Source organism: Paraburkholderia phenazinium (assembly GCF_900100735.1).
GTDB lineage: Bacteria > Pseudomonadota > Gammaproteobacteria > Burkholderiales > Burkholderiaceae > Paraburkholderia > Paraburkholderia phenazinia.
Map to the genome: position 1 here is coordinate 237,006 of NZ_FNCJ01000004.1, position 25,973 is coordinate 262,978.

Sequence of the window (25,973 nt, forward strand, 5' to 3'; positions counted from 1 at the left end):
GTCTTATCGACGCGATTGATCGCTGCGGGCGGCACCGATGCGCCACGTCACACAACTGATCAATAGCGGATAACCGACGCGCCCCACGTGAAGCCGCCGCCCACGCCCTCGATCAGGACGTTCTGGCCGCGCTTGATACGGCCGTCGCGCACGGCGACGTCAAATGCGAGGGGGATGGACGCAGCCGACGTATTGCCGTGTTCGTGCACGGTAACGACCATCCGTTCCTGCGGCAGGCCGAGCTTGCGGCAGGTGCTTTGCATGATACGGATATTGGCCTGATGCGGAATCAGCCAATCGACCTGTTCCGGCGCGAGCCCAGCTCTGTTAAGCGCTTCGATCGCGACCTTCTCCAGCACGTTGACGGCGAGCTTGAACACCGCCGGGCCGTCCATATGCAGGAACGCGCTGCCGGCAATGATGCCGCCATTCACGTTACCCGGCGTGCAGAGAATGTTGGAGTGGCTGCCGTCGGCATGCAGGGCGCTCGAGAGCACACCCGGCTGATCGGAGGCCGACAGGATGATCGCACCGGCGCCGTCGCCGAACAGCACACAGGTGGTGCGGTCGTTGAAGTCGAGCAGACGCGAGAAGGTCTCCGCGCCGATCACCAGCGCAGTGCGATGCTGGCCACTGCGGATGAAGCTGTCGGCGGTTGCCACTGCGTAGGCGAAGCCGGAACACACCGCCTGCACGTCGAACGCCGCGCCGTTGTTCTTGATGCCGAGCTTGGCTTGCAGCAGGCACGCCGTGCTAGGGAACACAAAGTCCGGCGTGGAAGTGGCGACAATGATCAGATCGATCGATTGCGGGTCGATATCGGCCGCTTCGATCGCGCGCTGGGCGGCGATGAGCGCGAGATCGCTGGTGGCGACATCAGGTTCTGCGAAGTGGCGCGCATGGATGCCCGTGCGGGCAACGATCCACTCGTCACTCGTCTCGACGCCCTGCTTGGCGAGACGTTCAGCCAGATCCTGATTGGTGACGCGCCCGGGCGGCAGATAGCTGCCGGTACCCAGCACGCGGGAATAAATTGTCGATTGAGCCATTATGCCTTCGAGGATAGCGCAGCGTAGGGCTCGGCTGGCTGGCCTGCGGCCGGGCTTGCGTAACCCGCACCGCTTGTGTCGCTTGCGTCGCGCGTTGCCTGTTCCAGAGAACCCGCGTTGTCTTCCATCGCCCGCGCAAGGCGTTCCAGCACGCCGTTTTTGACGGCATCATACCCGCGTTTGATTGCCCACTCAAACGCGTAGGCATCTGCCGAGCCGTGGCTTTTAATCACGAGACTACGCAGGCCGAGCAGTGCAGCACCATTGTATTGCCGATGGTCCACACGCTTCTTGAAGCGCATTAACACCGGCAACGCGAGCACCGCCATCACCTTGGTCAGCCACGAACGGCCGAACTCTTCCTTGATGATGTTGTTCAGCATCTGTGCGAGCCCTTCCGACGTCTTCAGCGCGACATTGCCGACAAAACCGTCGCAGACAATCACGTCGGTCGTGCCCTTATAGATGTCGTCGCCTTCGACGTTACCGCGAAAATTCAGTGTACTCGCTCGCAGCAGCTCACCGGCACGCTTGATGGTCTCGTTGCCCTTGATGACCTCTTCGCCGATGTTGAGCAGGCCGATCGTGGGACGGTCTTTGCCCTCGAGCGCAGACACGAGCGCATGCCCCATCTCCGCGAACTGCAGCAGATGCTGCGGCTCGCAATCGACGTTGGCGCCCAGGTCGAGCATCATCGTATAGCCAGTGGGATTGGGCAGCGCGAACGCAATCGCCGGGCGTTCGATGCCCGGGAGCGTTTTCAGAACATAGCGGGACACGGCCATCAGCGCGCCGGTGTTGCCGGCGGAGATGCAGGCCTGGGCCTCGCCTTCCTTGACGCGGTTCAGCGCCACGCGCATCGACGAGTCTTTTTTCTTGCGCAGCGCGACCTCAACCGGATCGTCCATGGCGACGACCTCGGAAGCGGGCACTACGACCAGAGCAGGCTCGCCCTCAGCTTTGAGCTTCTTGAGCTGGGCGCGAATGGCGCTTTCGATGCCAACGAGCATCAACTGCGCGTCGGGATGCGAACGAACGAAATTGACAGCCGCGGGAACGGTCACGGACGGGCCGTGGTCGCCCCCCATGCAATCTATTGTGAGCTTTACTGTCATGGAGTGCGACGAATTTCAGGCGCTCTGCATGGGATCGCAGTAAGCACTAGAGCGCCAACTGCGATCGACATAAAAAAGCGGCAGTAAAATGCCGCTTTTTTGCTGAGCCGGGAAAATGTCAAGCGAGCCGATCGCCACGCGAAACGCCAAGGGGCGCAACGCAGTGGAACGATTAGTCGTTCTTCGTCTTGACGACTTTCTTGCCGCGGTAGTAGCCGTTCGGGCTAACGTGGTGACGCAGATGCACTTCACCCGTGCTCGGCTCCACAGCCAGCGGCGCTGCGCTGAGGAAATCGTGCGAGCGGTGCATGCCGCGCTTCGACGGCGACTTCTTGTTTTGTTGGACTGCCATGATAACTCCTAAAAATTTTCCGAATTCTAACACAGCCCGATACTGCCATCGCGACTGGCCGGATGGCCAACGCGCCGCATCGCGCTCCTATGCAACTGTTCAGTGCTTTTCGCCGCTGGGACCGCCCTTCTTGAGAGCTTCGAGCGCCGCAAATGGATTGGGCCGCTCGGGCTCACCGCCCGTTTCAGCTTCGTCCTGCACGGCTTCGTCACCCTCGCCCTCTTCACCTGCCACCCCTGACACGAGAGACTCGTGCACTTCGGGGCAAACTTCGTGTTTGGGCACCAACGGCAAACTCAGCAGCAACTCTTCTTCGATCAAGTCGATAAGATCGAAATGGGCAGAGCCCACGATCACATCGACTTCATCCTCGTCGAGCGGAAACTCTTCGGCTTCCGCCTCGGTGTTGACGATCCGGTAAGTCGCATCGACATTGAACGCCTGCTTATACGGCGCGAGACACCGCTGACATTCGAGCCATGCGGCCCCATGAATCGCGAGCCTCAGATAAGGCTGCGGACCCTCGGTGCCGTCGTCCTGCAATTCCGGCTGCGTCGTACCTTCGGCTTGCCAGGTGAAGGCGCTTTCGCGCTCTGGCGCTTCCGCCGGAACTTCGTTTAACATGCGCGGCAGTTGCGAGACGCGCACAAGACCCGCGGCCTGGCGCCCACTACGCGCGAATTCGAACAGATCGAGATCATGCGGGTCGGCGAGACCTGCAGGTTTGCCAAGATGTTGAGTCATGTGCGCTCCTGCGTCGGCACGGATTTAGCCGGGGTAAATCGGCATGGTGCCTCGTATGTTGCCCGTTAAGGCGCTGCTTCCACTACGAGACAAACCCTAGTTGCAACAAGGCTGCGACGAGAGATTGAACTCAGTTGCAACACCGCTGCGACATACACATACCGATGAAAAGCCCAAAATCATATCCGTTTTGTCTTTTCGAGTCAAACACTTAAGCCCGCACGCGCCAAGGCCCGTGCGACCTGCCCTCTCTAGCCGTTGGTTCACCATGCCGGATACCCCTTCCCGCCCGCCGCGCCTGATTCTGGCGTCGAGTTCACGCTATCGCCGCGAGCTTCTGGAACGCCTGCGCGTTCCTTTCGAGGTCGTCGTGCCTGCCGTCGACGAAACACCCCAGCCGGGCGAAACGCCTGAAGCGACCGCACTGCGGCTCTCCGAGGCCAAAGCGCGGGCCGTCGCCGCCAAACTGTCCGCCGGCGAACCCGCCCTCGTGATCGGCTCGGACCAGGTCGCCACTTACGACGGCCTGCAAATCGGCAAGCCGGGTTCGCACGACAAGGCGCTCGCCCAGTTGCAGGCCATGCGCGGCCGCGAAGTGCTGTTTCACAGCGCGCTGTGCCTGTTCGATAGCCGCGACAACAGCGCCCAGACGCTGGATGTCATTACGACTGTGCGCTTCAGGAATCTTTCCGACGCCGAACTGGACGCCTATCTACACGCGGAAACGCCCTACGACGTGGCCGGCAGCGCCAAATCCGAAGGGCTCGGGATTGCGTTGCTGGATGCGATCGAGTCGGACGATCCGACGGCACTCGTCGGATTGCCGCTGATTGCGCTGTCGCGCATGCTGCTGGCGGCCGGTTTTCCTTTGTTGGGGGCGCAATGAGCGGCACACTGTATTTGATCCCGAACACCCTCGGCGAAGGCGACGCAGAGGCGCTCGACGCCGTTCTGCCCGCGCCGGTAAGGGCTCGCGCCGCGGCGCTGCACTACTACATCGGCGAAAACGCGAAAACCACCCGCGCATTCCTGAAGAAGGTCGGCACCGAGCGCCCGATCCAGGAAATCGAGATTCGCGAACTGAATGTGAATACGCCAGCGGGTGAGATCGACAAGCTGCTGGCACCGCTTCTGGCCGGTACTGACGCGGGTCTCGTCTCCGAGGCCGGCTGCCCGGCCGTGGCTGATCCGGGCGCCCTGCTGGTGCGGCGGGCGCACGAACGCGGCGTCAAGGTCGTGCCGTTTGTGGGCCCGAGTTCGATCTTGCTGGCGTTGATGGCTTCCGGCCTGAACGGCCAGAGTTTTGCGTTTCACGGCTACTTGCCGGTGGATGCGGCCGAACGGGCCAAGCGGCTGCGCGACCTGGAGCAGCACTCGCGCAAGGGGAAGCAGACCCAGATTTTTATCGAGACGCCGTATCGCAACAAGGCGCTGCTCGATACGCTACTGGCAACCTGCGCGCCCTCGACGCTGGTTTGTGTGGCAGTGGATCTGACGCTGGAAACGGAGGTGATTGCGAGCCGCACGGTGGCGGACTGGAAGAAAGCGCCGGCACTCGAGCTGCACAAGCGTCCGGCGATTTTCCTGCTGCTGGCTGTCTGACAGGGGCGCCCGCTGCACGCGGCGCTCAGCGGCCAGCCCTCACCGCAAGCTCATCTTCCCACCCAGCACCATCGCGTGAACCGCGGCGCTGCCGACTGCCGCGCCGAACTTGCGCGCCACGCGGTCGGTGATGCTTTCCTTCACGGTGTAATCGACGATATCCGGCGCCTTGATGATCTCGCGCGCCACGTAATCGGCATCGCCAAAGCCATCCGCCAGCCCCAGGTCGACGCTCTGCTGACCGGTCCAGAACAGGCCCGAGAAGATATCCGGCGTCTCATGCAGCCGCTTGCCGCGACCTTCACGGACCGCGTCGATGAACTGCTGGTGGATCTGATCGAGCATTTCCTGTGCATGTGCGTCCATCTTCGGCGTTTCCGGCGAGAACGGGTCGAAAAAGCCCTTGTTCTCACCCGAAGTATGCAGACGCCGCTCGACCCCGAGCTTGTCCATCAGACCGGTAAAGCCGAAGCCGTCCATCAGCACGCCGATCGAACCGACGATGCTCGCCTTGTCCACGTAGATCTTGTCCGCCGCCGCTGCAGCATAGTAGCCGCCCGATGCGCACATGTCGCCGACCACCACGTAGAGCGGAATAGACGGATATTTAGCGCGCAAACGTCGAATATCGCGATTGATGATGCCGGCCTGCACCGGACTGCCGCCCGGACTGTTGCAGCTCAGGATCACGCCCGCGGTGCCGGCGTCGTCGAAGGCGCTTTCCAGTGCGGAGTCGACGTCATCGGCATTGGCATTGGTGTCCGCAGCGATTTCACCGTCGAGCGAGATCAGCGCCGTATGGCGGCCGGTGGTGGCAACCTTCTCGCCGGAAAAGTCGAAGACGCCCCAGACGACCAGCAGCAACAGGGCAATGAACACGAAACGGAAGAAGATTTTCCAGCGGCGCGCCGCACGCTGCTCGCTGATCGCAGCCAGCGCAATACGTTCGAGCGCCGCGCGCTCCCAGCCCGGTTCATCGGTGGGGGTCGGCTTGCGGCCCGCTGAGGACGGTTGATTCGGATCGGGAGTGAGATTGTCGGCCATGCGTCGCAGATCGAAGAGTCAGGGGGTGACCGGACGCAGGTCGTCGTCCGGCAGCCAGAATACCGCGCGGCCATCCGGCGTATCCCGTTCGTCGACCTGAACGGGACGCAGCCTGCCGCCACGGCACGGACCGCCGACACACTTCCCTGTGTCCGGCGCGTAAATTGCGCCGTGCGTGGCGCACATCAAGTATAAACCCGAAGACTCGAAGAACTGACCCTCTACCCAGTCAAGCTCCATCGGCACGTGCGCACAGCGGTTCAGATAACCGTAAGCTTGGCCACCATAGCGGACAAAAAAGACAATGGCATCGCCGCCGGCATATTTCGCTGCGTGGCGCAGCCCCGCCCCGCCGTCGATCAGCTCTTCGGAGGCACAAATCCGGACCGGCTCCATGGCAGCCTCGCTCATGCGTTTTCGCGCAACCAGGCGGACAGCGCGGCGACGCTCGGCGCAACGAACTTCGGTTCGAGCGCCGACAACGAAGCGGCCGGATGCGCGCCGTAAGTGACGCCAATCCCCGCCACGCCGGCGTTGATCGCCATTTGCAGGTCATGCGTCGTATCGCCGACCATCACCGTGCGCGCCACATCCTGGCCCAGTTCGCGGGTCAGTTCGTGCAGCATCGCCGGATGGGGTTTCGAAAAGGTTTCGTCGGCACAGCGTGTACCGTCGAACAGGCTGGTGAGGCGCGACTGGTCGAGCGCGCGGTTCAGGCCCACGCGGCTCTTGCCGGTGGCGACGCCCAGCAGATAGCCCTGATCGCGCAACTCCTGCAGCATCTCGCGCACGCCGGCAAAGAGCTCGGTGGTCTGATCTTTCACCAGGTAATGGAAGCGGTAGCGCTCGGCCAGACGCGGATAATCCGACGGATCGAGCGTGGGCGCGGCGATCTGCAACGCATCGCGCAGGCCAAGACCGATCACGTAACTCGCTGCCTCATCCGCCGGCACCGGCAAGCCGAGGTCGCGGCAGGCCGACTGGATGCTGCGCGTGATATGCGCGGTCGAATCCATCAAGGTGCCGTCCCAATCGAAGACGATCAGATCAAATTGCTCTCTAGCCATGCGTATCCGTCTCCGGGTTTGACCCTTGGTTGATCTCATTGAGCTGGTCGATAAAGCGGCGGCATTCGGCCGGCAGCGGCGCTTCGAACTGCAGCACCGCGCCGGTGGCGGGGTGCGTCAGCTTGAGCCGGTACGCGTGCAGGAACATCCGCTTCAGTCCTGGGCGCGCATTACTTCGCGCCAGCTCTTTATTCAGTGCGAAATCGCCATATTTGGCGTCCCCGACGATCGGCAACTCCAGATGCGCGAGGTGAACCCGGATCTGATGCGTGCGGCCTGTCTTCAGTTCCGCTTCGAGCAACGCGTAGTCTGGCCAGCGGTTCACCAGGTTGAAAACCGTGTGCGACGCGAGGCCGTCCGCCTGCACCCGCACGCGGCGCTCGCCATCCGCGGTCAGATACTTGTGCAGCGGTTCCTTGACCGCCCGGCGGCGGCCCCAGTCGCTCGCCCACTCGCCGTGGACGGCCGCATAGTAGCGCTTGTCCATCTTGTTCTCGCGGATCTGCTCGTGCAGGTTGACCAGCGCCGCGCGCTTCTTGGCCAGCATTAGCACGCCCGAGGTCTCGCGGTCCAGCCGGTGCACCAGTTCGAGGAATTTTGCCTGCGGACGCGCCTCGCGCATCTGCTCGATCACCCCGAACGCCACGCCGCTGCCGCCGTGCACCGCGACACCGGCCGGTTTGTCGATGACCAGCATGTGGTCATCTTCAAAAAGAATATCGAAATGGGCGGCCGGTACCGGATTGTGAGTACTCGCTTCGGTTCCCTGGGCAATGCGAATCGGCGGGACGCGCACCAGATCGCCATGCTCGAGGCGGTACTGGGCATCGACCCGACCCTTATTTACACGCACTTCCCCGCTGCGCAGGATGCGGTAAATGTGGCTTTTCGGCACGCCTTTACAGACGCGCAGGAGGAAGTTGTCGATGCGCTGTCCGGCCGCGCCGTCGTCGATCTCGATCATCGAGACCTGGTCACTTGCGACCGATTTCTGGGATATTTTGCCTAACTCTTTCATTCTGAATATAATTTGCCCAGCAGTCTGCGGCGGCCGGCGCATTGTCCGGTATTCCGGCAGTCTGCGCAGGTGCAAGCGATAAACAGTCATTTTACTTGCGCCCGGGTCTGGTTGCTCACCCGCATAACGAGATGCAACAAGTTGTACGCACGGAGTCAGCACCCGGCAGGGACGGCGCCCACAGGCGCGTTCGGTCATGGTCGGCTCCGCGGTAACGGAATTTTGGTAAAAAAGAATTTAACTGCGAGCCTTGGTATCGGGCGGTTTGACGCCCTGCAGGACGAGGCTTCCGGTTGCGAAAATACGGCGTGCGCCCGTGGCGTCTTGTAGAAAGTACAAGACATGGCGACGTCAAAATGAGGCGAGACACCCCCGGCGAGAAAAGACGCGCCTATTGCGCGAACTTCCCGCTGCGGCTCGACCGCAACCTTCGACCCTCCGGTCACGCGCCCAGTTGGCGCACCGGCGCGAGTGGACGAAGGCGTGTGAAGGTCAGCCGGCAGTACCCGCGGCGTGTCGGGTCATTATTTGAAGCCGTGTTCGCATGTGCCCTGCGGCACCGTGTCCTTTTGTACGGACCGGGCCCTCTCAGGCAATTCTCCCCGCCATTTTTCCCGCTCCAGCGTGCTTGTGAAAACACAATAAAGCGCGGCATGCCGCTGCCCTGAAACGTCCTTTGCGTCTGACAAACGCAAGGCGTGGGCAGGCTTTGCCGCTCTGGAGCCGTTCAATGAAACGAATGTTGTTTAACGCGACGCAGCAGGAAGAACTGCGCGTAGCCATCGTCGATGGGCAAAAACTCATCGATATCGACATCGAAACCGCCGGGCGCGAACAGCGCAAAGGCAATATTTACAAGGGCATCATTACCCGCATCGAGCCGTCGCTCGAAGCCTGTTTCGTCAACTACGGCGAAGACCGCCACGGTTTTCTGCCGTTCAAGGAAGTCGCCCGTCAGTATTTCCGTGACGGCGTCGACATGCGCTCCGCCCGTATCCAGGACGCCCTGAAAGAAGGTCAGGAACTGATCGTTCAGGTCGAAAAGGAAGAACGCGGCAACAAGGGCGCCGCCCTCACCACCTTCATCTCGCTGGCAGGCCGTTATCTGGTCCTGATGCCGAACAACCCGCGCGGCGGCGGCGTATCGCGCCGGATCGAGGGCGACGACCGTCAGGAACTGCGCGAAACCATGGCGCAGCTGCAATTGCCGGAAGGCATGAGCATCATCGCGCGTACGGCCGGCATTGGCCGCTCCGCCGAAGAGCTGCAGTGGGACCTGAATTACCTGATGCAACTGTGGCGCGCCATCGAAGCCGCGTCGCAAAGCGGCTCGACCGGTCAGCCGATGCTGATTTATCTCGAATCGAGCCTGGTGATCCGCGCGATTCGCGACTATTTCCAGCCGGATATCGGCGAAATCCTCATCGACACCACGGAAATCCATGACCAGGCCCGCGCCTTCATGGACATCGTGATGCCGGACAATGTCGGCAAGGTGAAGCGGTATCACGACGATGTGCCGCTTTTCTCGCGCTTCCAGATCGAACACCAGATCGAAACGGCGTACTCGCGCACGGTGCCGCTGCCCTCGGGCGGCGCGATCGTGATCGACCACACCGAAGCACTGGTCGCGATCGACGTGAACTCGGCACGCGCCACCAAGGGCGCCGACATCGAGGAAACCGCTGCACGCACCAACCTCGAAGCCGCCGACGAAGTGGCCCGCCAGTTGCGCCTGCGCGACCTGGGCGGCCTGATCGTGATCGACTTCATCGACATGGAATCGGCCAAGAGCCAGCGCGAAGTCGAACAGCGCCTGAAAGATGCGTTGAAGCACGACCGTGCGCGCGTCCAGATGGGCAAGATCTCGCGCTTCGGCCTGATGGAACTGTCGCGTCAGCGTCTGCGCCCGGCTTTGTCGGAAGGCAGCCACGTGACCTGCCCGCGTTGTAACGGCACGGGCCACATCCGCGATACCGAATCGTCCGCGCTGCAAGTGCTGCGGATCATTCAGGAAGAAGCGATGAAGGAAAACACCGCGGCAATTCATTGCCAGGTGCCGGTCGAAGTGACCGCCTTCCTGCTGAACGAGAAGCGTGCCGAAATCAACAAGATCGAGTCGCGTTTCAAGGTCAATGTCGTCCTGATCCCGAACAAGCACCTCGACACGCCGCACTACAAGCTCGAGCGCCTGCGTCACGACGACGCGCGCCTCGACGATCCGCGCGCTTCGTGGAAGATGGCCGAAGAAGCGGCCCGCGAACTGGAATCGGAAACCGGTTACAGCAAGCGCACTGAAGAAGTGAAGCCGAAGCAGGAAGCGGCGGTCAAGGGCATCACGCCTGAAAAGCCGGCGCCGAGCGCACCGGTTCGCCCGGCTGCAACGGCTACGCCTGCGCCTGTCGCAGTCACGCCGGCTAGCGGCGGCTTCATCGGCTGGCTGAAGAAGCTGTTCGGCGCAGCGCCGGCGGCTCCGGCACCTGCAGCACCGGCGCCCGTCGAGCAGACGGCGCGTCCGGCACGCGGCGATCGTCCGGAGCGCGGTGAGCGCAGCGGCGAACGCGGCGGCGACCGTAACCGCAACCGCCGTGGCGGCGCGAGCGGCCGCGATGGCGCGGCACGCGGCGAAGGTGCCGCAGTCGGCGGCCGTCAAGGCCAGCCGTCGCAACGTCGCGACGAACGTGAAGGACGCGAGGGCCGCGAAGCCCGCGAAGCCCGCGAGGGCCGTGAGCCGCGTGAAGCACGCGAGTCGCGCGAACCGCGTGAGGGCCGTGAAGCTCGTGAACCGCGTACTGGCCGTGAGCCGCGCGAAGGTCGTGAAGGCCGCGACAACCGTGGCGAGCGCGCAGACCGTGGCGAGGCCGTGGAAAACGCGCCGCGCGCCGAGCGTGGCGAGCGCCAGGAACGCGGTGAACGTCGCGATCGTGGCGAGCGTCCGGAACGCGGCGAACGTCGCAAGCCGCAGCCGGAAGCCGCAGAAGCACTGAACCAGGACGAAAACCAGACGGATCTTCTGACCCAAAACCAGGCTGGCAACCTTGAAGGCGGCGCCCCCGTCGATCAGGAAGCCGTAGCCCGTGAAGGCGAAGAGCGCCGTCGCCGCCGTCGCGGCCGCCGTGGCGGTCGTCGCGAGCGTGAAGAAGAAGGCGTGAACGGCAATCTCGGCGCCGAAGGTGCTGAGTCTGCCGAAGGTGCCGAAGCAGAAGGCGAAACGGCCAGCGCAGCAGTCGAGACGCCGGCCCAGCAGCCGCGTCAGGAAGCGCCGGCTGCCGCACCGGTTGAAGCGGTCGTCGCAGCCGTGGCAACGGAAACCACCGTCGTCACGGAACTGCATGCTGCAACCGAAACGCCGGTTCTGGCCGCCGAACAGGCTGCCAAGACCGAAGCCTTCGTGCCGGCCGCGCAAGCAGCCGTGTCCGAAGCGCCGGTTGTGACGCAAGCCGAGCCGACCTACGCTGCATTCGCACCGGCCGCTCCGGTGGCTCCGGTCGTCACCGAAGCCGCACCCGTCGAGACGACGAGCGCGGCGCCGGCAGCCCCGGCGGTCGAAGCACCGGCAGTTGAAACGCCTGTGTACGCCCCGGCAGCCGTCGAACCGGCAGTCGCCGCGACGGTTGCAGCCGAACCGGTCGCCGCTCCGGCGCCGGTCGAGCCAGCAGCACCGGCCGCTGCGGCGCTCGAGGTTGTAGCACCGGTGGAAGCACAACCGGTGGTCGAAGCCGCGCCGCAAGCCGCAGCCGAAGCCATCGCCCCGGCCGCACCGCAACCGGCAATTGCACCTGTGCAAGCGCCGCTCCAGGCTGCTGAGCCGGCGCCGCTCGCCGCCGCCCCGGAAGTGGCTGCGCGCAACGGCCTGTCGGCGGAAGCCCTGCAACCGGTGCTGGAAAGCGCTGGCCTTGTGTGGGTCAACACCGACTCCGCCAAGCTGCGGGCCGCCCAGGAAGCCGCTGCGCAGGCCGTAAAGCCTGCCCGCGCACCGCGCGAGCGCAAGCCGCTGCCGCCGGTGGATAGCACGCCGATGCAACAGGTCGAAACGGCGAAGCACCAGCAGTAAGCCGCCACACCTGGCGCCGCAAGGCGTCATGCAGAACGGAAAGCCCGCCCTCACCGGCGGGCTTTTTGTTTGCCTGAATTCGGGTATTCGTCCCATGTGGGCGGTCGGGCCTTCCGCTAAAATGGAAGTCTGCACTCACTTGAAGCAATCCATGTCCCGACGCATCATCCCTGTTGCCGACGTCAGCGCGGTGCCGGTCATCTCCGGCCCCTTGCAGACGCCGGGCGGCGTGCTGCGCGACACCTTGTCGCGCCCGCTGCGGGATCTGCGCATCTCGGTGACTGACCGCTGCAACTTCCGCTGCGTCTACTGCATGCCGCGCGCGGTGTTCGACAAGGATTACGCCTTCCTGCCGCACAGCGCGCTCTTGAGCTTCGAGGAAATCGAACGGCTCGCCGGCTTATTCGTCGCGCATGGCGTGGAAAAGATCCGCCTGACCGGCGGAGAGCCGCTGTTGCGCAAGAATCTGGAGTTCCTGATCGAGCGGCTCGCACAGCTCAGGACACCGGAAGGCCGGCCACTCGATCTCACCCTCACCACCAACGGTTCGCTGCTCGCACGCAAGGCGCGCAGCCTGAAGGATGCCGGGCTGACCCGCGTCACCGTGAGTCTCGACGCCCTCGACGATTCGCTGTTTCGCCACATGAACGACGCCGATTTCGCAGTGAGCGACGTGCTCGAGGGCATCGCCACCGCACAGGCGGTCGGCTTGGCGCCGGTGAAGGTCAACATGGTGGTCAAGCGCGGCACCAACGACACGGAAATCGTGCCGATGGCGCGCCACTTCAAAGGCTCCGGCTGCGTGCTGCGCTTCATCGAATATATGGATGTTGGCACTTCGAACGGCTGGAACATGGCCGAGGTGTTGCCTTCCGCCGAGGTCGTGGAACGGATCGCCGAGCATTTCCCGCTGGCGCCGCTCGAGGCGCACAGCGCGGCCGAAACGGCGCAGCGCTGGGGCTATACGGACGGCAGCGGCGAAATCGGTGTGATCTCCAGCGTGACGCGCGCGTTCTGCGGCACCTGCACGCGGGCCCGGCTGTCCACCGAAGGCAAGCTGTACCTATGCCTGTTCGCATCGGCGGGACACGACCTGCGTGCGCTGGTGCGCAACGGCTCGAGCGACGCCGGGATCGCCTCCGCAGTCGCCCACATCTGGCAGGGTCGCGGCGACCGTTACTCGCAGTTGCGCGGCAGCGGCGACGCCGCCTCCCATGCGCCGGACGAGCGCCGCGTCGAAATGTCCTATATCGGCGGCTGAGGCCGTCTTGCCCGCCACCCTCGATCCCACACCCGCAAAACTCACCGGCCTCGTCCTCGCCGGTGGCCGCGGCACGCGCATGGGCGGCGTCGACAAAGGTCTGCAAACCCTGCACGGCGAGCCGCTGGCGTTGCATGTCATCAAGCGCCTCGCGGCGCAGACCGAGGCGCTGCTCATCAGCGCCAATCGCCACCCCGAGGTCTATGCTGCGCTCGGCGCGCCATTCGGCGCGACGGTGGTGGCGGATACCCTCGCGGACTTTCCGGGACCGCTGGCGGGTCTGCTGGCTGGCTTGCGCGCCGCCCGCACGGCATTCGTGCTGAGCGCACCGTGCGACTCACCCGGATTGCCCGGCGACCTGGCCGCCCGCCTCATGCAGGCGCTCGACGCGCAACAGGCCGATATCGCCACCGTCACCACCGTCGACGCCAACGGAAAAACCTCTATCCACCCCGTCTTCGCGTTGCTGCGCACGAGCCTCGCCGACGACCTCTCAGCCTTTCTGGAGGCGGGTGAACGCAAGGTCCGCGCGTGGTACGCACGCCACAAGACGGTCGAAGTCGCCTTTCCTGATGAGCGCGCGTTTTACAATATCAATTCTTTGCAAGAACTCGCCGACCTCGAACGTCATTGAGACGTCCCTGAGATCGTAGCCGTTGTCCTGCTCTGGCCGCACGGCGGCCACCGGATTCGCCTCCGCGCCGACCATATCCGGCCGACCGCATCCGGCCGCGACGCGCCTCCACTCATGACCACGCTTAACGAATTTTCCAGTTGCGTCGCCCAGTACGATCCTCATGCGCTGCCGGTCTCGGCCGCTCAGGCGATCGTGCGGCAGTGGGCCACGCCCGTCACCGCCATCGAACGCGTGTCACTGCACGACGCGCTCGACCGCGTGCTGGCCGCCGACATCGTGTCGCCGAGCAATGTACCCGCACACGACAACTCGGCCATGGACGGCTACGCATTCCAGAGCGCCGCGCTCACCAGTCAGGCCGAGGCCGAAACTGTTGAGCTGACGGTCGCCGGCAAGGCGCTGGCCGGCCATCCGTTTGGCGGCGCCGTCGCGGCAACGGAATGTGTGCGGGTCATGACGGGGGCCTCGATGCCGGCCGGTTGCGACACCGTTGTGCCGCAAGAGCTGGTCACGCGCGGCGGCGAGACCATCCGTTTTGCCGCCTCGGCCGTGCGCGGCGGGGCCAACCGGCGCCTCGCGGGCGAGGATCTGGCGCTCGGCAGCGCGGCGCTGCGCGCCGGCCGTATCCTGCGCGCCTCGGACCTCGGCTTGATCGCATCGCTTGGCATCGGCGAAGTGCCGGTGCGGCGGCGTCTGCGGGTCGCGTTCTTTTCGACCGGCGACGAACTGCGCTCGCTCGGCGAACCGCTCGATCCAGGCTGCGTGTACGACAGCAACCGTCACACGCTGTTTGCCATGCTGCGGCGAATGAACATCGATACGCTCGACCTGGGTGTGGTGCGCGATCAGCCCGACGCACTCGAAGCCGCGCTGCGCAGCGCAGCGGCCAGCGCCGACGTGGTGCTGACTTCGGGCGGCGTATCGGTCGGCGAAGCGGATTTCACCCAGAAGTTGCTGCGAACCTTTGGTGACGTCGCCTTCTGGAGTCTGGCGATGCGCCCGGGACGTCCGCTCGCATTCGGCCGCGTCTGGTCGGGCGAGCGCCCCGGTCTCGGCCTGCCTGCGCTATTCTTCGGACTGCCGGGCAATCCCGTCGCCGTAATGGTGACGTTCTACCAGATCGTGCGCCAAGCGCTGCTGCTCATGTCGGGCGCAACGCCGCAAGCGGCGCCGCTCCTGCGGGCCGAAAGCCGCGAGCTGATTCGCAAGCGCCCGGGCCGCACCGAGTATCAACGCGGCATAGCCGAGCGCGATGCCGGCGGCCAATGGCATGTCGCGCCGACCGGTTCGCAAAGCTCGGGCGTCCTCAGTTCGATGAGCGAGGCCAACTGCTTTATCGTGCTCGAGCACGAGCGCGCTGACGTAAGCGCTGGTGAAAGCGTCGATATCATGCTGTTCGACGGACTGATCTGACGCGCGCGCCGACTGCCCAACCTCTACCCTTACCTTCTACCCTCACTACGACCAACGGGTTTGAACTACATGAAAAAACAGATCTCTTTCATCGCGCCGGGACAGACCGCCAAAGCGCTGATCCTGGTGTATCTGACCTTCAGCGTGCCGATCGTGCTGCTCGGCGTACTGGTCGCGTTTATCCGCTATCGCTCGGTCGAACTGAGCACCGTGTTCAGCGCGTTGCTGCTGAATGCAATTCTCGGTTTCGTGCTGTTGTGGATTGCCTGCCATGCGTATAACTGGGTGGCGTCGCGCTTCGGCGGCATCGAGATCCAGTTGAGCGACGTGCCCGAGGAAGCGTGATGACCGCTACGATCCGTGCCGCCACGCCCGCCGACGTCGGCGCAATTTTCTCGTTGATGCTCGAGCTGGCCGAGTTCGAAAAACTGATGCACATGTTCGTCGCCACCGAAGCCGGTGTGCACGATGCGCTGTTCGGCGCGCGGCCGGCGTCGGAAGCGATGGTCGCCGAGGAAGAAGACGGCCGCATCGTCGCTTATGCGCTGTACTTCCATAACTTCTCGACCTTCCTCGGCCGGCGCGGGCTGTATCTGGAAGACCTGTATGTGCAGCCGACACAGCGCGGCACCGGTCTCGGCACGCAGATGTTGCGGCGACTGGCGGCACTGGCGGTCGAGCGGCAATGCGGCCGCTTCGAATGGACCGTGCTCGACTGGAACCAGCCGGCGATCGACTTCTATGAAAAGATGGGAGCGACGGTATTGCCCGACTGGCGTGTGGTGCGCATCACCGGTGACGCGCTGGAAGAGCTGGCCGGAGCGGCGGCGCTGAAGGCGGAGTGAGAGCGGGCTGCGAGGATCGCTAGCCGCGATCTGGCGCAGCCGGCCTATACGCCGGCCACTCGGCCGTCATTGGGTCCTACCGGCAGTTTATAGCCACCCTACTCGTCCGCGTCCGCGCCAAGCAGCGCGTCGCCAAGCAGGCCGCTCGCCTGGTCTCCCGGTAACGCCTCGACATCGCGCAACTTGCGGTTCATCACCCGCGTGCGCGTTTCCGCGGCTTCGATCGAACGCGTCACCGTTTCTAGTTGTGACTTGGTCTTCGCCAGCACGTCGCCGAACTTGCCGAACTCCGTCTTCACCGCGCCGAGCACCTGCCACACTTCGCTCGAGCGCTTCTCGATGGCGAGCGTGCGAAAGCCCATCTGCAAGCTGTTGAGCAAGGCAGTCAGCGTGGTCGGCCCGGCAATCGTCACGCGGCACTCGCGTTGCAGCATGTCGGTGAGCCCTGGCCGGCGCAGGACTTCGGCGTACAGGCCTTCGGTGGGCAGGAACAGCAGCGCGAAGTCTGTGGTATGCGGTGGCGCGACATACTTCTCCGCAATCGTGCGGGCCTCGGCGCGAATCCGCGCCTCCAGCGCCCGCGATGCCTCTTCGACCGCCAGCGGATCGGCGCGCTCCTGGGCATCGATCAAACGCTCGTAGTCCTCACGTGGGAATTTGGCGTCGATCGGCAGCCACACCGGCACCGCCTCGCTGCCCGCTTCCTGGCGTCCCGGCAGCTTGATCGCAAACTCGACCCGGTCGGCGCTTTTCGGCACCGTCGCGACGTTCTTCGCGTATTGATCCGCGGTCAGCAACTGTTCCAGCAGGGCTTCGAGCTGCACCTCGCCCCACGTGCCGCGCGTCTTGACGTTGGTCAGCACCTTCTTCAGATCGCCGACACCCGCGGCCAGCGTCTGCATTTCCCCCAGCCCTCGATGCACCTGTTCAAGACGGTCCGAAACCTGCTTGAACGATTCGCCCAGGCGCTGTTCGAGCGTGGCGTGCAGCTTCTCGTCGACGGTGCGGCGCATCTCTTCGAGTTTGGCCGAGTTGTTCGCCTCGATGTCTTTCAGGCGCTGTTCGATCGTCGCGCGCACTTCGGCGAAGCGCCGGTCGTTCGTCTCCATCAGTTGGCCGAGTTGCTGCGCGAAGCCGTCGATTTTGCCGTTCTGCAGCGTCGTCATGCTGGTGAACTGCGTGGCGAGCGTCTGCTGAAACTGCGAGAAGCCGCCGTTCAATTCGGTTCGCGAGACGCGGGCGGTTTCCTTGATCTCACTGCGCAGTTCGCGTTCGAGACGCTCAAACGCGCGCTCTTGCGCTTGTGCAGTCGAGCCGATGTGATCGCCCAGATCGTCGAGGTGCGCCTCCAGATCGCCGTGGCGCCCGCCGCGCATCAAAACGAGCAAAGCAATCACCAGCGCGACGGCCAGCACCCCGAGCGTCGCGAGCAAACCCATCATCATCATGAACGCGCCTTACCGATGACGTCAGGATTGATCGGGTTCGCCGGACGGCCGGCATTCGGGCCCTCGCCCAAGGCAGCAATCAGGTTGTCGGCGGCGAGATTGGCCATGGCGCGCCGGGTCGCCTCCGTCGCGCTCGCGATATGCGGCGTCAGTACGACGTTCGGCACGGTGAGCAGCGCCGGGTTCAGCTTCGGCTCGCCCTCGTAGACATCGAGACCCGCCGCAGCAATGCGCTTCGTGCGCAACGCCTCGGCAAGCGCCGCATCGTCGACGATGCCCCCGCGGGCGATGTTGGTCAGCGTGGCCGTCGGCTTCATCAGCGCGAATTCCGCTGCGCCGATCGTGTGATGGTTATCCTTCGTATAGGGCAACACCAACACGACGTGATCGGCCCGCCGCAAGAGATCCGCTTTCGACACATATTCCGCGTTCAACTCGGCTTCGATCTCAGGCGCAACCCGCGAGCGGTTGTGATAGATCACCTGCATGTTGAAGCCGCGGGCGCGGCGCGCCAGCGCCTGGCCAATGCGGCCCATGCCGATCACGCCGAGCGTCGAGCCGTACACGTCGGTGCCGAGAAAGCCGTCATACGCCCACTTCTGCCACTGCCCGGCGCGCAGCCAGTGTTCGGATTCGGTGATCCGCCTGGCGGCCGCCATCATCAGCGCCCAGCCGAAGTCGGCAGTGGATTCGTTGAGCACGTCCGGCGTATTGGTGCCGAGCACGTTCGCCGCATTGAACGCGGTCATGTCGAAATTGTTGTAGCCGACCGCCATGTTCGACACCACCCGCAGGCGCGGCGCCGCCGCCAGCACGCCCGCACCGACCGGGTCGCCCGCGGTCAGCGCACCGTCCTTGTCGGCGAGGCGCCGCGTCAGTTCGTCGGCGCTCAGCACCTCACCGTTGTTCCAGTCGACCTCGAAATACTGTTTGAGGCGTTCGATCACATCCGGAAAGATCGGACGGGCAACAAGGATCTTTTGCATTGCATTTCTCCTAATAGCGCAGCGAGACCCTTCGCAGTCCCGCCGTCATCAAGCGCGAAAAACTAAAAGAACAGCCAGGCGGTGAGCAGAAACACCGGCACCAGGATGGCAATCGACCACGCCAGATAGGCAAAGAAACTCGGCATGCGCACGCCGCGCGACTCCGCAATCGCCTTCACCATGAAGTTTGGCGCATTGCCGATATAGCTGTTCGCACCCATGAAGACTGCCCCGGCCGAGATCGCCGCCAGCGTGGTGGCGCCCTTGGTCATCAAGGTCTGCGCATCGCCGCCGGCCAGATTGAAGAACACCAGATAGGTCGGCGCATTATCGAGGAACGACGACAGCAAGCCCGTCGCCCAGAAGTACATGGCGTCGCGCGGCTGGCCGGACGCGTCGTTGACCAGATGCACGATGCCGGCGAACGCGCCCGCGTCGCCCGCGCGCAGAATCGTGATGACCGGCGCGATCGTCACGAAAATGCCGGCGAACAGTTTCGCCACCTCTTCGATCGGCGCCCAGTTGAAGGCGTTGCCCGCGCGCGCCGCCCGCGGCGTCACCGCCAGCGACAGCAGCGTGACGCCGATCAGCGCGACATCGCGCAAGGCGTTTTGCAACGCGACGTGCGTGCCAAAGACGTCGAATTCGATGCCCGGCTTCCACAGGCCGCTCATCAGCACGAGCGCAATCACCATGCCGAGCAGCACGAAATTGATCTTGCCGTCGATACCGAGCAGCGGCGAATCCGGCGTAGGGTCGAGAAACGGCGCACGCTCTTCTTCGCGGCGATGGAAATAGTACGAGTCGAGCGCGTAGAACGTCACCAGCAGCACGCCGCAGACGAACAGCATCGGCAACGCCAGATGGGTGGTGGTCCAGAAGAAGCCGACGCCGTTGAGAAAACCGAGAAAGAGCGGCGGGTCGCCGAGCGGCGACAGCGAGCCACCGGCATTGGCGACCAGAAAGATGAAGAACACCACCACGTGCACGACATGCTTGCGATTGTCGTTGGCGCGCAGCAGCGGGCGGATCAGCAGCATGGCCGCGCCCGTCGTGCCCATGATGCTCGCGAGCGCCGTGCCGAGTGCAATGATCAGCGTATTGGTGCGCGGCGTACCGTGCAGATTGCCACGCACGCAGATACCGCCGGCCACAGTATAGAGCGCGGTCAGTAGCACGATGAACGGCACATACTCTTCGAGCATCGCGTGAACGAACGAGCCGAATGCGATACCGGCGCCGAACGTCACTGCGAACGGCACAAGGAACACGATCGCCCAGGCCGCCGCGATCTTGCCGAAATGGTGATGCCAGAAGGTCGGCGCGACGAGCGGAAACACTGCGATGGACAACAACACGCCGGCAAACGGCACGCCCCACCACGCCGACAGCGTCGCACCGTCGAGCGTCGCAGCCGACGCCAGTTCGGGCCATAGCGCCATTGCGGCGACGAGCCCCATGCTCGTCCACACGGCATGTCGCTTCATATTCGAAATCCTTTTGTTGTACGTGCTAGTAATGCGCTAAGCGAGGCCCGCCCCGGACGGCGTGCTGGAGACACAGAAGGTAGATAACGGCAGCCGCGCCTGGTTCACGCGCCACGCACAATAATTACGTGGACCCGGTAGGGCCCGTGTGCGCCGAGCACGATGGTCTGCTCGATATCGCCGGTACGCGATGGTCCCGAGATGAAGTTGACCGCGCGCGGCAGTTCACCCCGCTCGGCGCGAATCAGGTTGAAGGCCTCTTCATGGCCGGCGACGATACGCGAGGCCGGCACGATCGCAATATGCGTTTCGGGCAGGAGACCCGCGGACGCATAGGTTTCGGGCCCGGACAACAGCACCAGGGTGCCGGTCTCCGCGGTCGCGCAAAAGCAGCCGGTAATGCCGACCACGTCGCTGTCTTCAGGCTTGCGGAATTCCACGGCGAGGCCCGCTTCGGCCCAGTTGAGATCCTGCAGGGTTTGCCACGCAATCGCGCGAACCGGCAAGCCATGCTGCACGAGATAGCGCTGCGCGGCGGCCGGCACCTCGCTCAAGGCTTCGACGGTTTCGACCGTGGTGGCCAGCTTCTGCGCTTCTTCGACAAAGCGTGCGGCGAGATCCTCCGGCATGGGCGGGCGTGGGCCTTGCGGATGACGGGCGAGATAGTCTTCTGCGGCCTCGCGCTCGGGGGCCGTCGGCTCAGCTTCGCGGCCCTGGGCTGCGCGGATGCGCGCCAGAATATTGCGGCGGGCGATCGATGTATCCATGGGCCAAATCCTCGCGAGTGTCTCGTTACGATAGCCGTGCGGCATCGCAAGGATTATAACGGCCAACTCACCGGCCACCCCGCGCGCGAACACTCGACCAGATGGCCAGAACGGGCGCCTGAATGTGCCTGGACGGCGCCCGCTCTTCAGCTTACTTCGAGACTTCCTCGTCCGGCTGCTTGATGCCGAACACCTGACGCAGATAGGCGAGATAAGCCTTGTCCTCGCACATGTTCTTACCCGGCGAGTCGGACAGTTTGGCGACCGGCTGGCCGTTGCAGCGAACCATCTTGATGACGATCTGCAACGGGTTGTAGCCGAGGTCGTTGGTCAGGTTGGTGCCGACGCCAAAGGCGAGCTTGCAGCGGCCGCGGAAGCGTTCGTACAGTTGCAGGACCTTCGGAATGTCGAGCGCGTCGGAGAACACCAGGATCTTGGTGCGCGGGTCGCAGCGGTTCGCCTCGTAGTGCTTGAGAAGCCGCTCGCCCCAGTCGAACGGATCGCCCGAATCGTGTCGGGCGCCGTCGAACAGCTTGCAGAAGTACATGTCGAAATCGCGCAGGAACGCTTCCATGCCGTACACGTCGGAAAGCGCAATGCCGAGGTCGCCGCGATACTCCTTCGCCCACATCTCGAACCCGTAGATCTGCGAATCGCGCAGGCGCGGCCCGAGCGCCTGGCAGGCCTGCAGGTATTCATGCGCCATCGTGCCGAGCGGCGTGAGGCCATGCTTCATGGCGTAAAAGACGTTGCTCGTGCCAGTGAACTGTTCGCCGAGGTCGTCTTTGAGCGTCAGGATCACCTCTTCGTGCCAGCGCTTCGAGAAGCGGCGGCGCGTGCCGTAGTCGGCGATCTTGCAATCTGCGAATTCGGGGCGCGCGCCGAGCAGTTTGATCTTTTCGGACAGACGCTCGCGGCCTTCGCCGTAGGCCGGCTCGCGCTGCGTGTTGCGGAAGTAGACCTCGTTGACGATCGCCAGCACCGGGATCTCGAACAGGATCGTATGCAGCCAGGGGCCCTTGATGTCGATCTCGATTTCGCCATTGCCCTTCGGCGACGGCGTGATCGAAATGTATTTCTCGTTCAGATGAAACAGCGCGAGAAACTCGATGAAATCGCCCTTGATGAAGCGCATGCGCCGCAGATAGTCGAGCTCGTCGTCGGTAAAGCGCAGGTCGCAGAGCTTGCGCACTTCGTCGCGAATCTCCTCGATATACGGCACGAGATCGACATTCTGGGTCCGGCAGCGAAAGCGGTATTCCACGCTCGCGGCAGGGAAATGATGCAGAACGACCTGCATCATCGTGAACTTGTACAGATCAGTATCGAGCAGCGAAGTAATAATCATGATGGTGCGAACCGGACTGCAGGAAAAACGGAAGGCCTGACAGGGCCCATGCGCCTGCGGCACGCCCCTGCGCGCCGACCGTACGCATGTTACCCGAATGCGCACGGCCGGATGGCGCGGACGAGCCGCCCGCGGGGCCATAAACTAATCACAAAAACGTCTAAACCCAGCGGGCCGCCGCTGCATATGCCACTTGACGTTACGTTACAATAGCGCTTTTGGCGTTTCGCCTCCCCCGATACCGCATGCAGGAGCTGCCTGAATGACTCACGTTGTGACCGAAAGCTGCATCAAGTGCCGCTATACCGACTGCGTCGATGTGTGCCCGGTGGACTGCTTTCGCGAAGGTCCCAACTTCCTCGCGATCGACCCCGATGAGTGCATCGACTGTGCTGTGTGCGTCGCCGAATGTCCGGTGAACGCCATCTACGCTGAAGAAGATGTGCCGGGTGACCAGCAGGACTTCATCGCGCTGAACGCCGATCTGGCCAAAAACTGGCCGAGCATCACGAAGACCAAGGCTCCGCTGCCCGAGGCAGACGAGTTCAAGGACGTGAAGGAAAAGCTGGCCCTGCTGGCCCGCTGAGCGGCCATAGGCGGTGCTGACGGCCTGCGGGGCGCACCCTGCGCGCTGCGCCCCGGCCCAGTGATGGCCCGCTGCGGCTCAACCGGTTCGAATGAAATCGAGATGAGCCCAGGGTATTGACAGGTCCTGGAGCACCCCCTACAATTTCGCTTCTCTGCTGTTGTTGTTCCCCGATAGCTCAGTCGGTAGAGCGCCGGACTGTTAATCCGTAGGTCCCTGGTTCGAGCCCAGGTCGGGGAGCCAAGAATTGCAAAGGCCCGTTAACCAAAACGGGCTTTTTTATGTAAAGGTTGTACTGCTGTTCCTCGATAGCTCAGTCGGTAGAGCGCCGGACTGTTAATCCGTAGGTCCCTGGTTCGAGCCCAGGTCGAGGAGCCAAAAAATTCGAAGGCCCGCATCCGTGCGGGCCTTTTTGTTTTTGTGCCGCCCGTGCGGCGAGGGCACGTCCTCTCTTCAGCCGGCTGCCTCCCAGGCTATCCCTGCCGCACCCACCCGCGTCACGCTTGCCGTTATACGATGGTGCTTTCCCTTCGCCATCAATCCGGCCTCCCGATGAACTCCATCTTGTTGCGTGTCACGTTCGCCCTTGTCGCCACGGCCCTCTTCAATCCGCTCGCGCGCAGCGAGGAAGTGGGCAGCGTCAACACCAATTTCCACGTCACGGGCTCGGACCGCGTGGTGGTCGAAGCCTACGACGACCCGCTCGTCCAGGGCGTCACCTGCTATGTGTCGCGCGCCCGCACCGGCGGCATCAAGGGCACGCTCGGCATCGCGGAAGATCCGACCGAGGCGGCGATCGCCTGCCGCCAGGTCGGCGCGCTCAAATTCACCGGGCCCATCAAGCAGCAATCCGACGTGTTCTCCGTGAGCATGTCGCTGATCTTCAAGACCCTGCATGTGGTGCGCATTGTCGATCCGAAGCGCAATTCACTGATTTATCTGACCTACAGCGATCGGGTCGCGAGCGGCAGCGCGAAGAACAGCGTGAGCGTCGTCGGAATGCCGGCCGGCACCACGATCCCGCTCAAGTAACAGCCGCTGGTCCGGTAACACTCGGCGAACGCCCGGAATGCATGGGGAAGCCCGGCCCGCGCTACACTGGCAGACCGAGCAGGATTTCCATCATGACCGTGACCCGTTTCCGCGATTCCGCCCGCTACTGGCGCACGCCGCTGTTGCCCGGCGCGGATCTGCTCACGGCTGAATATCACGACCACCAGTTCTCGCCGCACTGGCACGACGCGTACACCATCCCCGTGATCGTGGCGGGCGCCGAGGGCTATCGCTATCTGGGCACCGACTACGTCGCCGAAGCGGGCAGCGTGCCGATCATCAACCCGGGCGAGCTGCACACGGGCGCGCGGGCAATCGAGGAAGGCTGGCGCTATCGCGTCCTGTATGCGCCAGTGGATTTCATCCAGCAGCTCGCCACCGATGTCGCCGGCCAGCCGCAAGCGCTGCCGTGGTTCGAACCTGGCGTGATCCGCGATCGCGATCTCGCCCAGCGGCTCGCGCGGGCGCACCGTCTGCTCGAGGCGCAAGCCGATCCGCTGGCAGCCGAAGCCGCCATGCTCGACGCCCTGTCGACCCTGCTCGTGCGCTATTCGGGCAGCCAGACGAAACCCGCCCGGCTCGCCGCCGACGATGCACGCGTGGCCACCATGAAGGAACACCTGACCGGCGAGCTCGCCACCCCGTTGCAACTGGCCGAACTGGCCAACGCCGTCGGCTTGTCACCGTTTCATGCAGCACGGCTCTTCGCCCAGACGACCGGTTTGCCGCCGCACGCGTGGCGCAACCAGGTCCGGCTGCAACGCGCGCTCGCGCCTTTGCGTGCGGGCGTCTCCGTCACCGAAGTGGCCGCGGCCAGCGGCTTCACCGACCAGAGCCATTTCACCCGCCACTTCCGGCGCATGTTCGGAGTGCCGCCGGGGCGCTGGCAGTCGGCCTGAGCCGCGAGGACCGAGCCGCCCGCTCACCCCACCGCAAGAACGTACAAGCCCTCCGCCCCCCACCGCCGTTATGCTCCGTGGACCAAGGAGACTAGATTGACCCATCCCAAGCACCCAGCCCGATCCAAGGAATTCACCGCCGGCGCGCGCGACATCATCCCCATGATGGTCGGCGCGGCGCCGTTCGGCGTAATCTTCGGCACTCTGGTCACATCCGGCCCATTGCACCTGTGGCACGGACAATTGATGTCGCTCGTCGTGTTCGCCGGCTCGGCGCAGTTCATCGCCCTGGGCCTGATTGCCGGCCACGCGAGCTTTGCCGTGGTGTGGGCCACCACGCTCGTCGTCAACCTGCGCCACGTGCTGTACAGCGCCACACTCGCCCCGTACGTCTCACATCTGCCGCTGCGCTGGCGCCTTGCGCTCGGCGGCGTGCTCACCGACGAAGTCTTCGCAGTCGCCTGGGCGCACTACCGGCACCACCCGCCCGGCTCCGTGAGCCCGTACTACTTCCTCGGCGCGGGCCTCGCCATGTATCTCAACTGGCAGATCTGGACGCTGGCTGGCCTGCTGTTCGGCGCCACCTTCCCCGGGCTGCAATCGCTCGGACTCGATTTCGCCATGGTGGCCACCTTTATCGCGATCGTCGTGCCGCAGCTCGTCGCGCTGCGCTATTTCGCCGCCGCCGTCACGGCCGGTGCGCTGGCGTTCTTCTGGCAAGCGTGGCCTTACAAGCTGGGCCTGCTCGCCGCGGTGCTGGCGGGGGTCGTGGTCGGCGTGCTGCTGTCGCGCCCCAGCCCGCAACGACGCACGGCGGAGGTGGCGCAATGAACTACGTCGTTCTGATCCTCGGCATGGCGCTGATCACGTGGATGATCCGCGCGGCGGTGTTCGTGCTGGGCGACCGGCTGGTGTTTCCACCGCTCGTGCGCACCGCCCTCGGGTTCGTGCCGGTGACGGTGCTGACCGCCCTGATCGTGCCGATGGCCGTCTCGCCCCACGGCGGCGGCGCCGAGCTGACCTGGCGCAACCCGCAACTGGTTGGCGCGCTCGCCGCGGTTGCCGTCAGCGCCCTGACGCGCCGGCCGCTGCTCACGATCGCCGTCGGCCTCGCGGTCTTTTTTGTCTGGCAAGGGGTCGTGCTCAAATAGAGCATGCTACCTGCCTTGCACCGCCAGCCTTGTGCAGCGCCGCACGC

Annotated in this window: 26 protein-coding genes and 2 tRNA genes; 15 read left to right on the plus strand and 13 right to left on the minus strand. The window is 64.1% G+C overall.

Annotated elements, in window-relative coordinates; genetic code table 11:
* Positions 1 to 59: 59 nt before the first annotated feature.
* From BLQ92_RS11405 to BLQ92_RS11420, 4 genes are all read right to left on the minus strand, one after another.
* Positions 60 to 1,049 (minus strand): beta-ketoacyl-ACP synthase III, encoded by a 990-nt coding sequence (locus BLQ92_RS11405; protein ID WP_090684399.1) that lies wholly within the window; start codon positions 1,047 to 1,049, stop codon positions 60 to 62.
* Positions 1,049 to 2,164: a phosphate acyltransferase PlsX gene (plsX, locus tag BLQ92_RS11410; RefSeq protein ID WP_090684401.1), complete on the minus strand. Its 1,116-nt coding sequence runs from the start codon at positions 2,162 to 2,164 to the stop codon at positions 1,049 to 1,051. The genes BLQ92_RS11405 and plsX overlap by 1 nt, the downstream gene beginning before the upstream one ends.
* 172 nt (positions 2,165 to 2,336) lie before the next feature.
* Entirely contained in the window at positions 2,337 to 2,516 is a 180-nt protein-coding gene (gene rpmF, locus BLQ92_RS11415; protein WP_074263835.1) for a 50S ribosomal protein L32, read from the minus strand.
* Between the two features lie 99 nt (positions 2,517 to 2,615).
* The gene (locus BLQ92_RS11420) at positions 2,616 to 3,260 is read right to left on the minus strand and encodes a DUF177 domain-containing protein (protein ID WP_090684403.1); all 645 of its coding nucleotides are present in this window, start codon (positions 3,258 to 3,260) and stop codon (positions 2,616 to 2,618) included.
* Positions 3,261 to 3,528: 268 nt separating this feature from the next.
* Here BLQ92_RS11420 and BLQ92_RS11425 point away from each other — a divergent pair, with 268 nt between their 5' ends.
* Both BLQ92_RS11425 and BLQ92_RS11430 read left to right on the plus strand, forming a co-directional pair.
* A complete protein-coding gene (locus BLQ92_RS11425) occupies positions 3,529 to 4,146 on the plus strand; it encodes a Maf-like protein (protein ID WP_090684404.1) in 618 nt (205 codons plus the stop codon).
* Complete coding sequence (locus tag BLQ92_RS11430; RefSeq protein ID WP_090684407.1) at positions 4,143 to 4,862, plus strand: SAM-dependent methyltransferase; 720 nt, start codon at positions 4,143 to 4,145, stop codon at positions 4,860 to 4,862. The genes BLQ92_RS11425 and BLQ92_RS11430 overlap by 4 nt, the downstream gene beginning before the upstream one ends.
* Before the next feature lie 39 nt (positions 4,863 to 4,901).
* Here the strand turns inward: BLQ92_RS11430 and BLQ92_RS11435 are convergent, their stop codons facing one another.
* Genes BLQ92_RS11435 through BLQ92_RS11450 form a run of 4 tightly spaced genes read right to left on the minus strand, consistent with a single transcriptional unit; the run spans position 4,902 to position 7,991 of the window.
* Positions 4,902 to 5,906 (minus strand): S49 family peptidase, encoded by a 1,005-nt coding sequence (locus BLQ92_RS11435; RefSeq protein WP_090684409.1) that lies wholly within the window; start codon positions 5,904 to 5,906, stop codon positions 4,902 to 4,904.
* 18 nt (positions 5,907 to 5,924) lie between these two features.
* Complete coding sequence (locus BLQ92_RS11440) at positions 5,925 to 6,317, minus strand: Rieske (2Fe-2S) protein (RefSeq protein WP_090684411.1); 393 nt, start codon at positions 6,315 to 6,317, stop codon at positions 5,925 to 5,927.
* Positions 6,314 to 6,973 carry an HAD-IA family hydrolase gene (locus BLQ92_RS11445; protein ID WP_090684413.1) on the minus strand — a complete coding sequence of 220 codons (660 nt, stop codon included), beginning with the start codon at positions 6,971 to 6,973 and terminating at the stop codon, positions 6,314 to 6,316. Before BLQ92_RS11445 ends, BLQ92_RS11440 begins: the two co-directional genes overlap by 4 nt.
* Positions 6,966 to 7,991, minus strand: a complete 1,026-nt coding sequence (locus BLQ92_RS11450; RefSeq protein ID WP_090684847.1) for an RluA family pseudouridine synthase — start codon at positions 7,989 to 7,991, stop codon at positions 6,966 to 6,968. Before BLQ92_RS11450 ends, BLQ92_RS11445 begins: the two co-directional genes overlap by 8 nt.
* A gap of 730 nt (positions 7,992 to 8,721) precedes the next feature.
* Between BLQ92_RS11450 and BLQ92_RS11455 the strand changes: the two genes are divergently transcribed.
* The 6 genes from BLQ92_RS11455 to BLQ92_RS11480 all read left to right on the plus strand — a co-directional run bounded on the left by BLQ92_RS11455 (position 8,722) and on the right by BLQ92_RS11480 (position 16,201).
* Positions 8,722 to 12,045, plus strand: a complete 3,324-nt coding sequence (locus tag BLQ92_RS11455) for an Rne/Rng family ribonuclease (RefSeq protein WP_090684415.1) — start codon at positions 8,722 to 8,724, stop codon at positions 12,043 to 12,045.
* 151 nt (positions 12,046 to 12,196) lie between these two features.
* Positions 12,197 to 13,306 (plus strand): GTP 3',8-cyclase MoaA, encoded by a 1,110-nt coding sequence (gene moaA / locus BLQ92_RS11460; protein ID WP_090684417.1) that lies wholly within the window; start codon positions 12,197 to 12,199, stop codon positions 13,304 to 13,306.
* Between the two features lie 79 nt (positions 13,307 to 13,385).
* Positions 13,386 to 13,940 carry a molybdenum cofactor guanylyltransferase MobA gene (gene mobA, locus BLQ92_RS11465; RefSeq protein ID WP_244106194.1) on the plus strand — a complete coding sequence of 185 codons (555 nt, stop codon included), beginning with the start codon at positions 13,386 to 13,388 and terminating at the stop codon, positions 13,938 to 13,940.
* Between the two features lie 114 nt (positions 13,941 to 14,054).
* Positions 14,055 to 15,356, plus strand: a complete 1,302-nt coding sequence (gene moeA, locus BLQ92_RS11470; RefSeq protein WP_090684421.1) for a molybdopterin molybdotransferase MoeA — start codon at positions 14,055 to 14,057, stop codon at positions 15,354 to 15,356.
* A gap of 69 nt (positions 15,357 to 15,425) precedes the next feature.
* Entirely contained in the window at positions 15,426 to 15,701 is a 276-nt protein-coding gene (locus BLQ92_RS11475) for a hypothetical protein (RefSeq protein WP_090684423.1), read from the plus strand.
* Positions 15,701 to 16,201, plus strand: a complete 501-nt coding sequence (locus BLQ92_RS11480) for a GNAT family N-acetyltransferase (RefSeq protein ID WP_090684425.1) — start codon at positions 15,701 to 15,703, stop codon at positions 16,199 to 16,201. Before BLQ92_RS11475 ends, BLQ92_RS11480 begins: the two co-directional genes overlap by 1 nt.
* Before the next feature lie 98 nt (positions 16,202 to 16,299).
* On the opposite strand, the gene BLQ92_RS11485 is transcribed toward BLQ92_RS11480, so the two are convergent.
* The 5 genes from BLQ92_RS11485 to pncB all read right to left on the minus strand — a co-directional run bounded on the left by BLQ92_RS11485 (position 16,300) and on the right by pncB (position 22,237).
* The gene (locus BLQ92_RS11485) at positions 16,300 to 17,646 is read right to left on the minus strand and encodes a DNA recombination protein RmuC (RefSeq protein WP_090684848.1); all 1,347 of its coding nucleotides are present in this window, start codon (positions 17,644 to 17,646) and stop codon (positions 16,300 to 16,302) included.
* Complete coding sequence (locus tag BLQ92_RS11490) at positions 17,646 to 18,635, minus strand: 2-hydroxyacid dehydrogenase (RefSeq protein ID WP_090684427.1); 990 nt, start codon at positions 18,633 to 18,635, stop codon at positions 17,646 to 17,648. Before BLQ92_RS11490 ends, BLQ92_RS11485 begins: the two co-directional genes overlap by 1 nt.
* A 62-nt stretch (positions 18,636 to 18,697) precedes the next feature.
* A complete protein-coding gene (locus BLQ92_RS11495; RefSeq protein ID WP_090684429.1) occupies positions 18,698 to 20,122 on the minus strand; it encodes a sodium:proton antiporter in 1,425 nt (474 codons plus the stop codon).
* Positions 20,123 to 20,226: 104 nt separating this feature from the next.
* Entirely contained in the window at positions 20,227 to 20,889 is a 663-nt protein-coding gene (locus BLQ92_RS11500; RefSeq protein ID WP_090684431.1) for a LutC/YkgG family protein, read from the minus strand.
* Between the two features lie 151 nt (positions 20,890 to 21,040).
* On the minus strand, positions 21,041 to 22,237 hold the full coding sequence (gene pncB / locus BLQ92_RS11505; protein ID WP_090684434.1) for a nicotinate phosphoribosyltransferase: 1,197 nt from the start codon (positions 22,235 to 22,237) through the stop codon (positions 21,041 to 21,043).
* 262 nt (positions 22,238 to 22,499) lie between these two features.
* On the opposite strand from pncB, the gene fdxA reads away from it, so the two are divergent.
* From fdxA to BLQ92_RS11540, 7 genes are all read left to right on the plus strand, one after another.
* Positions 22,500 to 22,823: a ferredoxin FdxA gene (fdxA, locus tag BLQ92_RS11510; RefSeq protein WP_090684436.1), complete on the plus strand. Its 324-nt coding sequence runs from the start codon at positions 22,500 to 22,502 to the stop codon at positions 22,821 to 22,823.
* A 167-nt stretch (positions 22,824 to 22,990) separates the two neighbouring features.
* Positions 22,991 to 23,066 (plus strand) — tRNA-Asn (locus tag BLQ92_RS11515).
* 59 nt (positions 23,067 to 23,125) lie between these two features.
* Positions 23,126 to 23,201 (plus strand) — tRNA-Asn (locus BLQ92_RS11520).
* Between the two features lie 174 nt (positions 23,202 to 23,375).
* Positions 23,376 to 23,855, plus strand: a complete 480-nt coding sequence (locus tag BLQ92_RS11525) for a CreA family protein (protein ID WP_090684438.1) — start codon at positions 23,376 to 23,378, stop codon at positions 23,853 to 23,855.
* A 92-nt stretch (positions 23,856 to 23,947) separates the two neighbouring features.
* On the plus strand, positions 23,948 to 24,775 hold the full coding sequence (locus BLQ92_RS11530; RefSeq protein ID WP_090684440.1) for a helix-turn-helix transcriptional regulator: 828 nt from the start codon (positions 23,948 to 23,950) through the stop codon (positions 24,773 to 24,775).
* A gap of 162 nt (positions 24,776 to 24,937) precedes the next feature.
* Positions 24,938 to 25,606: an AzlC family ABC transporter permease gene (locus BLQ92_RS11535; protein ID WP_175772290.1), complete on the plus strand. Its 669-nt coding sequence runs from the start codon at positions 24,938 to 24,940 to the stop codon at positions 25,604 to 25,606.
* A complete protein-coding gene (locus BLQ92_RS11540; RefSeq protein ID WP_090684445.1) occupies positions 25,603 to 25,926 on the plus strand; it encodes an AzlD domain-containing protein in 324 nt (107 codons plus the stop codon). The genes BLQ92_RS11535 and BLQ92_RS11540 overlap by 4 nt, the downstream gene beginning before the upstream one ends.
* Positions 25,927 to 25,973 lie beyond the last annotated feature (47 nt).